The following is a 9,116-nucleotide window of genomic DNA, read 5'->3' on the forward strand; positions in this document are numbered from 1 at the left end:
AGACTATGATCGATCCGAACCATCCCTTCTACGAGCCGCTCTGGCGCCGGGTGCTGATCCCTGCGGTCTGCGCCGCGTGGGCGATATTCGAACTGGTTGCCGGAGAGCCCTTCTGGGCGATCATCGTCGGCGCCCTGGGTGCCTACGCCGCCTACAAGCTGTTCATCGAAAGGAAAAAAACGCCGGCGGAGAGACCTGCCGACGAGCCACAGGACCAGGATTTGAGCTAGCGCCAGAACAGGTCTTTGATCGCGGTATCGATCAGCAGGTTGGCGGTCTTCATGCGGGTATTGGCATTCTCCCGGAATTCCGGCGCGACCCCGTCGGGATGGTTGGCCTTGGCGAAATGCCGGCGTTTTTCGCCGAGCGTCGCCTCCGTGTCGGCAGCCGTGATGTCCAGCTCCGCGGCAATCTCCTCGGTCGTCAGCCGCAGCAAGTGGGCGGGAATGACCGGCGCCGGTGGGGGCTCATGCGGCGCCTCTTGCGCCAGCACCGATTCGATCGCGATCTCGGCAACGTCGGGAAGGAAAGCGAAATAGGCTTCGGTCCCGGTGGCCGTCACCACCGGGCCGTCATCCTGCGGCGCGACGAAACCCATGCCGAGCCCCTTGATGCGGAAACCCGTGCCTGCCTCTTCGGCCTCGTCTTCGCTGTGCTCCTGCCTCAGTCGCGTCAGAACCGACTGGAAGACCGATTGCCCAAACAGCATGCGCCACCTCTTTTATGGGGCGGGACCAGAACATGCGAAGATGGCGTCGAGCTTGTGCGGGCAGATGAGCGGCTGTCGGATGAGCCCCGTCGGAGGGCTCATCGAGCCGTCAGGTTCATTTCAGCGTACCACGGGCTCGCCGTGATATCTGCGCTTTGAGGGTTTCGACACGCCGAACCCGACTTCCATCATGAGCCTCGGGTGATGTTTGGCGACCGTCCCCATGTGGAAGCCGAAGGGGTCTTCGACGAACCCGTAGCCTGCCTCGCCCGTCAGGGTGACGGCGCTTTCCTCTCCGTAGAATTCGAGCACTTCTTCTGCCGGATGACCCACGAGCAGGGTGAACTGGTGCTTAAGCCGCCGCTTCTTGTGGCTGCCGCGCATATAGACGTGCGGTCCCGCGTCCTCATCGACGTTCGACAGGTAGAAAAAGAACTTCAGCATCCGCCAGTCGTCGAGGTCGAAATGAAACTTGAAGGAGGCACGGCTGAGATCCGCCTCCGAAGCGGACTGAGTGGGAAAACTCCACCACGTCCGGGTGGTGATGAGCCTGGCTTCACCCCCGAGATAGTGCCTTGCGATATCGAGAAGCAGAGGATCCTGCTGCACCGCGACCGCCGCCTCGCAACCGGCGATCCTTTCGAAATGGTGGCCGCTCAAGATCGCCCGACCGAATCGGCGTTCCGCGTCCGCGTGTTCGCCCGCACGGAATTCGAGTTTCCGCTCGAAATTGCCGAAGCAAGGGGTTTCGGATGCAAAACGGGCGATCTCCTGCCGAACCGCATCGGGGAGGACGAGGCCGGTGAAGATCCCGTTCCGTCTGAGTTCGTCGGCGACCTTGTCGGCTTCGATATCGCCGAACATCGATGGTTCCGCCGGCGCGGATTTCGAGACGCGCCTGGCCGTCAGCCAATGCGCCCGCCTGAACGTAATTGTCCGGGCCAGAAGGAACATGGGAAGCCAAGCCGGGTTTTCCCGCAGGTCGGTAAGATAAGTTGGCAGGCGTGCAGCCATTCGCCGGAACGTTCCGCCATGACGAGCGATGGATTCGAGATCCTGCGGCTTGGTCTTGGACGTCTCAAGCATCTGGTATCCTCATTCAGGCATGGCATTGCCATGCGTTTCGGTAACCCGCAGCCCCGCGCATTGCGGCATGATCCATGTCGCAATGCAGCATAAAGATCCGCCTTGGAGCGATCTTTCAACCCTTGAATTGGTTAGGAAATCGGGGATCGCCGTCTATGGTTAACGATCCATTGCGCAGCAATGGCCGCCTGAGCAGGTGATTTTACGGCTTGTAGAGAACGCCTGCCATGCCGGACGGCGTGCGCCGGTCTTAGCGCACGTCTGTCACCCCTGGGACTGCGTCTGGCCCTGCTGGCTTTGGCTTTGCGCCACAGTCAGCGAAACCTTGAGGTCTTCGCCGGCGGGACCGAGGCGCATGCCGGAGACGGGGGCGCAGTCGCGATAGCAGAGGCCGGAGGCGACCCGCACGTAACTGTCGTTCGGGCAGATCTTGTTCGACGTGTCGAAGCCGACCCAGCCGAGGCCCGGCAGATGCACTTCCGCCCACGCATGGGTAGCGGCCTGTTCGGTCGCGCCCTCCATCAGCAGGTAACCGGAAATATAGCGCGCCGGGATACCCAGCAGGCGGGCGGCAGCGATGAAGATATGGGTATGGTCCTGGCAGACGCCGGTCTTTGCTTCCAGGGCCTGTTCGGCGGTGGTCGCGGTGCCGGTCGAACCTGGCGTATAGGCTACGGTCTCGTGGATCGTTTCCATCAGCGCGTGCATCTTGGCAAGCTCGCTGTCGCCCTTGAGGCTTTTGGCGAGTTCGCGGATGAGCTTGCCTGGCTTGGTCAGCGCCGTGTCGCGCAGGAAAAGCCAGAGCGGGCAGAACCCCTGGTGCGGGCCGAAGACGCCGGCGCGGTCCTGGGTCTCCACCTCGCCGGATGCGGTGATGCGGATCGTGTGCTCGGTGCCTTCGGTGGAGACCAGCTCGACGCGGTTGCCGAACTGGTCGGCATAACCCGCCTCGATCTTGGCGCCATCGACGGTGATCGACCAGTTGATGACCTTCTGGCCGGGGCCGTCGGTCGGCGTCAGCCTGAGGCGCTGCAGCGAATAGGGCACCGGCTCGTCATAGAGATATTCGGTCGTATGGGAGATCTTCAGCCGCATGTGCGGTAATCCTGTGCCTGTTGGGCCTACTGATAAAAGCGGTAGCCTTCGGAGATTTCGGCGCTGAGCTGGTTGTTGCGGCTGACGAAATCCTCGAGGAATTCGTGCAGGCCGTGATCCATGATGTCGGAGATGGAGCCGCGCTTCAGCGTCGAGTGGATCGCTGCCGCTGTCTCGTGGGCCTTCACCTGCTCCCCATAGGTTTCCCCAAGATAGCCGAGATTGCTGACGATCTTCTCGTAACAATAGGCGAGCGAGCGCGGCATCTGGACTTTCAGGATGAGGAAGTCGGCGATGTTGGCGGATTGATATTCGCCGTCATAGACCCAGCCGTAGGAACGGTGGGCCGAGACCGAGCGCAGAATCGATTCCCATTGGTAGTTGTCGAGTTTCGATCCGACCTGGCTGATCGCCGGCAGAAGCACGTAATATTTCACGTCGAGAATGCGGCTGGTGTTGTCGGCGCGCTCGATGAAAGTGCCGATGCGCGAGAAGTTGTAGAGGTCATTTCTCAGCATCGAGCCGTGGAAGGCGCCGCGGATCAGGCCGCAGCGGTGCTTGATGACGTCGATCAGTTCCGGCAGGTCGGTCTGCTTCAGCTTGCGGGAAAGCCGGGCCTTAAGGTCGATCCAGCATTCGTTGGTCGCCTCCCAGGTTTCGCGAGTCAGTGCGGTACGCACCATGCGGGCGTTGTTGCGCCCGAATTCGATGCAGGACATGACGCTCGACGGGTTCGACGTGTCGCGCAGCAGGTAGTCGATGGCGTCCGCCGCCGTCAGTTCCGCATGCACTTCCGAATAGGCTTCGCGCACGCCGGCGCTTTCGAGTACGCCGTGCCAGTCCTCGTCGGAGGAGCCGGCGCGGGTCAGCGATACGCGCAGGCCCGCGTCGACGAGACGGGCGATATTTTCCGCCCGCTCGATGTAGCGGAACATCCAGTAAAGGCCGTTTGCAGTTCTTCCGAGCATGTGTCTACGACCTCAATCTTCCAGTACCCAGGTGTCCTTGGTGCCGCCGCCCTGGCTGGAATTGACCACCAGCGAACCCTGTTTCAGGGCCACGCGGGTCAAGCCGCCGGGGATGATCTTCACCTTGTCGGAAACGAGCACATAGGGGCGCAGGTCGACGTGGCGGGGAGCGATCCCCTTGTTGACGAAGATGGGCACGGTGGACAGCGCCAGCGTCGGCTGGGCGATGTAGTTGTCGGGCCGGGCTGCGAGTTTTTCGGCGAAGTCGGTGCGCTCCTTCTTGCTCGCCGTCGGGCCGACCAGCATGCCGTAGCCGCCCGAACCGTGCACCTCCTTGACCACCAGTTCCTCGATGTGCTCCAGCACGTATTTGAGGCTGTCGGGCTCGGAGCAGCGCCAGGTCGGCACGTTTTCGAGCAGCGCCTTGCGGCCCGTATAGAACTCGACGATCTCGGGCATGTAGGAATAGATCGCCTTGTCGTCGCAGATGCCGGTGCCGGGCGCATTGGCGATGGTGATGTTGCCGGCCCGGTAGACGTCCATGATGCCTGGAATGCCGAGCGCCGAATCCGCGCGGAAGGTCATCGGATCGAGGAAGTCGTCATCGACGCGGCGGTAGAGCACGTCGATCGCCTCGTAGCCGCGGGTGGTGCGCATCTTGACGCGTCCGTCGATGACCCTCAGATCGGCACCTTCGACGAGCTCGACGCCCATCTGGTCGGCGAGGAACGAGTGTTCGTAATAGGCCGAATTGAAGATACCGGGCGTCAGCACCGCGACGCGTGGCCGGCCCTTGCAGCCGGGAGGGGCAAGCGAGGCGAGCGACTGGCGCAGCAGCCGCGGATAGTCCTCGACCCGCTGCACCTTGTTCAGCGTAAACAGTTCGGGGAACATCTGCATCATGGTTTCCCGGTTTTCCAGCATGTAGGAAACTCCGGACGGCGTGCGGGCATTGTCTTCCAGCACGTAGAACTGGTCCTCGCCGGTGCGCACGATGTCGGTGCCGACGATATGGGTGTAGACGCCGCCGGGCGGCTTGAAGCCAATCATCTCGGGAAGGAAGGTGACGTTCCTCTCGATCAGCGCGCGGGGAATGCGGCCGGCCTTGATGATCTCCTGCTTGTGGTAGATGTCGTCGAGGAAGGCGTTGAGCGCCAGAACCCGCTGCTCGATGCCCTGCGCAAGCTTGCGCCATTCACGAGCCGAGATGATGCGGGGAATGATGTCGAAGGGGATGAGTTTTTCGGAACTGTCTGCGTGTCCATAGACCGCGAATGTGATGCCGGTCTTTCTGAATATGTTTTCCGCATCCTGGGTCTTGCGGATCAGGTGCGCAGCATCCTGACTGGCATACCATTCGTGGTAGGTCTTGTATGGCGGTCGCGGAAGGTTTTCCGCAGTCAACATTTCATCAAATGCCAAAGACGCATTCCCCTTTTTTTGGCCATAAGAGTACAACAGTGAAGGCAATGCAAGAACTGTGCGCAATTGGCGGAAAAGAATTCCGCGCGTCAAAAAAATACAGTTTCGACGCTCCCCCCACCAGTAAATGCGCTGATTCTGGCGCTCGGCAAGCTCCCTACTTTAGGAGGACATGAATAAGTCTCCTGCCTTGAAAAACATCAGCTGCCCAAGTCCTGCTCAGGCAGTGGTCAAGCGCCGCTCATCGCAATCATCAGTTTTTCTGCTTTGACGATGAAACGGGGTGGGAATAAGCAGGCGGCTTCCACGAAAACGGCCGCTGCCGAAATCTCCGCCGGACATCCCCATCATGCTCGACCGCCTGGCTCCGGCCCTCTTCGTCCTCCTCTGGTCCACGGGCTGGATCGTCGCGAAATATGCGGCGGTGCACGCCGATCCCCTGACGTTCCTGGCCGGGCGGCACGCACTCGCCGCCGTGGCGTTTTTCGCGGTCTGCCTGATCACGCGGGCAAAATGGCCGAAGAGCAGGGCCCAGATCGGCCATGCGATGTTCTCCGGCGTTTTCCTGCACGGGCTCTATCTCGCCGGCGTCTGGTATGCGATCGGGCAGGGCGTGCCGGCCGGCCTTTCCGGCATCATCGCCGGGCTGCAGCCGCTGCTGACCGCCATGGTCGCGCCGCTTTTCCTCGGCGAGCGCCTCAAGCCCCTGCAGAAGGTCGGCCTGGCGCTTGGGTTTGCCGGCATTCTGATCGCGATCTCGCCGCAGCTTGTCGATCTCTTCGAGCGCGGACTAGCCGGACTTGCGGTGCCTGTGCTGATCAATCTCGTCGCCATGACCTCGGTCACCTACGGCACGCTCTATCAGAAGCGGCACCTGCAGGAAGGTGACCTGTTCTCGATCGCCACGCTGCAGTTCGTCGGTGCGCTGATCGTCACGATCCCGCTGGCGCTCAGCCTTGAAAACCTGCGCTTCGACTGGACGCATGAGGCGATCTTCGCCATGGCCTGGTCCGTCCTCGGCCTGTCCATGGGTGCCGTCGGCCTGCTGCTCTACCTCATCCGCCGGGGCCAGGTGTCCCGCGCCGCCTCGCTCATCTACCTGATGCCGCCGGTGGTGGCGATCGAGGCGGCCATCATTTTCGGGGAGCCGCTGACCTGGCCGATGATCGTCGGCACGGTGATCGTGGTCGCAGGCGTCTACATGGTGAACCGGAAGGCTTGAGGGCGTTTTTCATTCGGTCAGGAAACGGGTGTCGATGCGAGCCGGGCAGCCTTAGACAGCGGATGTAACCCAACAGGAGGTACATCATGCTGACCAACAAAGTTGCCATCGTCACCGGCGCATCAAGCGGCATCGGCCGGGCCGCCGCCCTTCTCTTCGCCCGGGAAGGGGCTGCCGTCGTTGTCAACGCGCGCGGCGAGGCGGAATTGCAAAAACTTGTTTCCGAGATCGAGGCGGCCGGTGGCCGTGCGGTCGCCGTGGCAGGCGACGTCGCGGACGAGGAGACCCACCGGGCATTGCTTGAAGCCGCGCTTGACCGGTTCGGCGGGCTCGACATCGCACTGAACAATGCCGGTACGGTCGGACCCTACAAGCCGTTAGGCGAGGTGACGCTGGAGGAGTGGCAGCATACAGTAGCCATGAACCTCACGAGCGCCTTTCTCGGCGCCCGCGCGCAGATCCCGGCCATGCTCGAACGCGGCGGCGGCTCGATCATCTTCACCTCCACCTTCGTCGGTACCAGCGTCGGCATCCCCGGCATGGGGGCCTATGGCGCGTCCAAGGCCGGGATCATGGGGCTGGTGAAAGGGATCACCGCCGACTACGGAGCGCGCGGCATACGCGCCAATGCGCTGCTGCCCGGCGGCACGGACACACCTATGGCGGGCGATCCGGCACAAAAGGAATGGGCGGCGGGCCTGCATGCCCTCAAGCGCATCGCTCAGCCCGAGGAAATCGCCCGGGCCGCACTGTTCCTGGCGAGCCCGATGGCGAGCTTCGTGGCAGGGTCCGCGCTCTATGCGGACGGCGGAAACGCGGCCGTCAAATGACAAAAAAAGAGGCCGCGCGAGCGGCCTCTTTGTCTTGTTCCCTATGCAGGGCCTCGTTACGCCGGGCGGCGCGTGCGGCCCTGCTGGCCGGAGCGGTTGTCGTTGCCGAACTTTACCGGGCCTCCGTTGCCGCCAGTGGCCGGCCGGGCGGCTTCGACGCGCGGGCCGCGGTTGTTGCGCTGGGCAGCGAGTTCATGGGCGCCGTGTGCGGCATGGGGGTTCTGAGCCCCGTTGCCGCCCTTGCGGTGTTCCTTGCGGGGCTCGGTGCGCGCCGGGCGGCCTTCGCCGTTCTGGGAGCCGAACTGCTTCTTGGCCGGGCGGAAATCCGACGTGGTCGTCAGGTCGTTGTCGACTTCCAGGCGCGGGGCGTCCTCACCGCGGCGCTGGCCGCGAAAATCGTCGTTGCGGCGGTTGTCGCGCTGCTGGCGGTCACCATTGGGTCGGGCCGGACGCTGGGGACGGTCGCCGCCCTCTGCGCCTTCCGCTGCGAAGAACGGCTTGCGCGCCGGACGTTCGCGGCGCTCGGGACGGCCTTCGCCGGCACCGCGTGCCTGGCCGTTGCCGCCACGGCCGCGATTGGCTGCGCCGCCACGGTTGTTGTTGCCGGCACCGCCGCGTGCCTGGCGGCCGCCTTCGGGGCGTTCGCCGGATGCGGTGGTGATCTCGATGTTCATCAGGCGCTCGATGTCGCGTAGCAGACGCGCTTCGTCGGGAGCGCAGAAGGCGATCGCGATGCCGTCACGACCGGCACGCGCGGTACGGCCGATGCGGTGAACGTAGGCGTCCGGTACTTCCGGGAGATCGTAGTTGAAGACGTGGGTGACGCCGGGAATGTCGATGCCGCGGGCAGCAACGTCGGTAGCGACCAGGACGCGGATCTCGTTGTCACGGAAGGCCTTGAGGGCGCGTTCGCGCTGGCCCTGGCTCTTGTTGCCGTGGATCGATGCGACCTTGAAGCCGATATGCTCGAGATGCTTGGAGAGCTTTTCGGCGCCGTGCTTGGTGCGCAGGAAGACCATGGCGCGGCCGGTCGGGTTTTCTTCGAGCGACTTCTTCAGAAGATCGGTCTTGTCGTTCTTGCCGACCACGAAGTGGACGAACTGTTCGACCTTGTCGGCAGCCTTGCCCGGAGGCGTGACCGAGACCTGGACCGGATCCTTGAGGAAGTCGGATGCAAGATCGGCGATCGCCTTCGGCATGGTGGCCGAGAAGAGCAGGGTCTGGCGCTTGTTCGGCACCATCTTGGAAATCTTGCGCAGATCGTGGATGAAGCCGAGATCGAGCATCTGGTCGGCTTCGTCGAGAACGAGGTAACGAACCGCGGTCAGGCCGATGGCACGGCGGGCGATCAGGTCGAGCAGGCGGCCCGGGGTGGCGACGAGAATGTCGGTGCCCTTTTCGAGCTGCAGCTGCTGCTTGTTGATCGAGGCGCCGCCGACGACGGCGTTAATCTTCATCGGCGTGCCGCGCACGTAGCTCTTCAGGCTGGCGGCGATCTGGTTGACCAGTTCGCGGGTCGGAGCGAGGATGAGCGTGCGGGTGGTGCGGTTGTCAGGACGCTTCGGGTCCTTGGCAAGCATTTCGATGATCGGGAGACCGAATGCGGCGGTCTTGCCGGTGCCGGTCTGGGCGAGGCCGATCATGTCGCGGCCTTCGAGAAGCTGGGGGATTGCCTGGGCCTGGATCGGGGTCGGCGTTTCGTAACCGAGCGCAAAGAGAGTGGCTACGGTCTGCTTGGACAGACCAAGCTCGTGGAAATTCGTCAAGTCGAATACCTTTTCGGG

The 9,116-nt window shown here is 63.1% G+C and carries 9 protein-coding genes; 3 read left to right on the forward strand and 6 right to left on the reverse strand.

From position 1 onward, the window contains the following. The first annotated feature begins 5 nt into the window (after positions 1-5). Positions 6-230: a hypothetical protein gene (locus ACZ9EJ_RS03955; RefSeq protein ID WP_046632393.1), complete on the forward strand. Its 225-nt coding sequence runs from the start codon at positions 6-8 to the stop codon at positions 228-230. On the opposite strand, the gene ACZ9EJ_RS03960 is transcribed toward ACZ9EJ_RS03955, so the two are convergent. The 5 genes from ACZ9EJ_RS03960 to ACZ9EJ_RS03980 form a co-directional block, all read right to left on the reverse strand. Beyond that, complete coding sequence (locus ACZ9EJ_RS03960; RefSeq protein ID WP_046640785.1) at positions 227-709, reverse strand: hypothetical protein; 483 nt, start codon at positions 707-709, stop codon at positions 227-229. The two genes, ACZ9EJ_RS03955 and ACZ9EJ_RS03960, sit on opposite strands and share 4 nt — an antisense overlap. 120 nt (positions 710-829) lie before the next feature. Beyond that, positions 830-1,795, reverse strand: a complete 966-nt coding sequence (locus ACZ9EJ_RS03965; protein ID WP_046640784.1) for a hypothetical protein — start codon at positions 1,793-1,795, stop codon at positions 830-832. A 264-nt stretch (positions 1,796-2,059) separates the two neighbouring features. After that, positions 2,060-2,890 (reverse strand): transglutaminase family protein, encoded by an 831-nt coding sequence (locus ACZ9EJ_RS03970; protein WP_046632399.1) that lies wholly within the window; start codon positions 2,888-2,890, stop codon positions 2,060-2,062. Positions 2,891-2,916: 26 nt separating this feature from the next. Next, positions 2,917-3,858, reverse strand: a complete 942-nt coding sequence (locus ACZ9EJ_RS03975; protein ID WP_046603713.1) for an alpha-E domain-containing protein — start codon at positions 3,856-3,858, stop codon at positions 2,917-2,919. Positions 3,859-3,870: 12 nt separating this feature from the next. Further along, positions 3,871-5,280 carry a circularly permuted type 2 ATP-grasp protein gene (locus ACZ9EJ_RS03980; protein WP_046632401.1) on the reverse strand — a complete coding sequence of 470 codons (1,410 nt, stop codon included), beginning with the start codon at positions 5,278-5,280 and terminating at the stop codon, positions 3,871-3,873. 346 nt (positions 5,281-5,626) lie between these two features. Here ACZ9EJ_RS03980 and ACZ9EJ_RS03985 point away from each other — a divergent pair, with 346 nt between their 5' ends. Together ACZ9EJ_RS03985 and ACZ9EJ_RS03990 are read left to right on the forward strand one after the other, a co-directional pair. Continuing rightward, on the forward strand, positions 5,627-6,502 hold the full coding sequence (locus tag ACZ9EJ_RS03985; RefSeq protein WP_046640893.1) for a DMT family transporter: 876 nt from the start codon (positions 5,627-5,629) through the stop codon (positions 6,500-6,502). Positions 6,503-6,588: 86 nt separating this feature from the next. Then, the gene (locus ACZ9EJ_RS03990; RefSeq protein WP_046640783.1) at positions 6,589-7,332 is read left to right on the forward strand and encodes an SDR family oxidoreductase; all 744 of its coding nucleotides are present in this window, start codon (positions 6,589-6,591) and stop codon (positions 7,330-7,332) included. Positions 7,333-7,388: 56 nt separating this feature from the next. Here the strand turns inward: ACZ9EJ_RS03990 and ACZ9EJ_RS03995 are convergent, their stop codons facing one another. Further along, complete coding sequence (locus ACZ9EJ_RS03995) at positions 7,389-9,098, reverse strand: DEAD/DEAH box helicase (protein WP_255743056.1); 1,710 nt, start codon at positions 9,096-9,098, stop codon at positions 7,389-7,391. Between the last annotated feature and the right edge of the window lie 18 nt (positions 9,099-9,116).

The organism is Neorhizobium sp. USDA 3394 (assembly GCF_056280385.1).

Excerpts from the sequence above, each read along its gene's own strand:
- ACZ9EJ_RS03970 (WP_046632399.1), bottom strand. The coding sequence starts at position 2,890 with ATGCGGCTGAAGATCTCCCATACGACCGAATATCTCTATGACGAGCCG.
- ACZ9EJ_RS03960 (WP_046640785.1), bottom strand. The coding sequence starts at position 709 with ATGCTGTTTGGGCAATCGGTCTTCCAGTCGGTTCTGACGCGACTGAGG.
- ACZ9EJ_RS03990 (WP_046640783.1), top strand. The coding sequence starts at position 6,589 with ATGCTGACCAACAAAGTTGCCATCGTCACCGGCGCATCAAGCGGCATC.
- ACZ9EJ_RS03965 (WP_046640784.1), bottom strand. The coding sequence starts at position 1,795 with ATGCTTGAGACGTCCAAGACCAAGCCGCAGGATCTCGAATCCATCGCT.
- ACZ9EJ_RS03975 (WP_046603713.1), bottom strand. The coding sequence starts at position 3,858 with ATGCTCGGAAGAACTGCAAACGGCCTTTACTGGATGTTCCGCTACATC.
- ACZ9EJ_RS03955 (WP_046632393.1), top strand. The coding sequence starts at position 6 with ATGATCGATCCGAACCATCCCTTCTACGAGCCGCTCTGGCGCCGGGTG.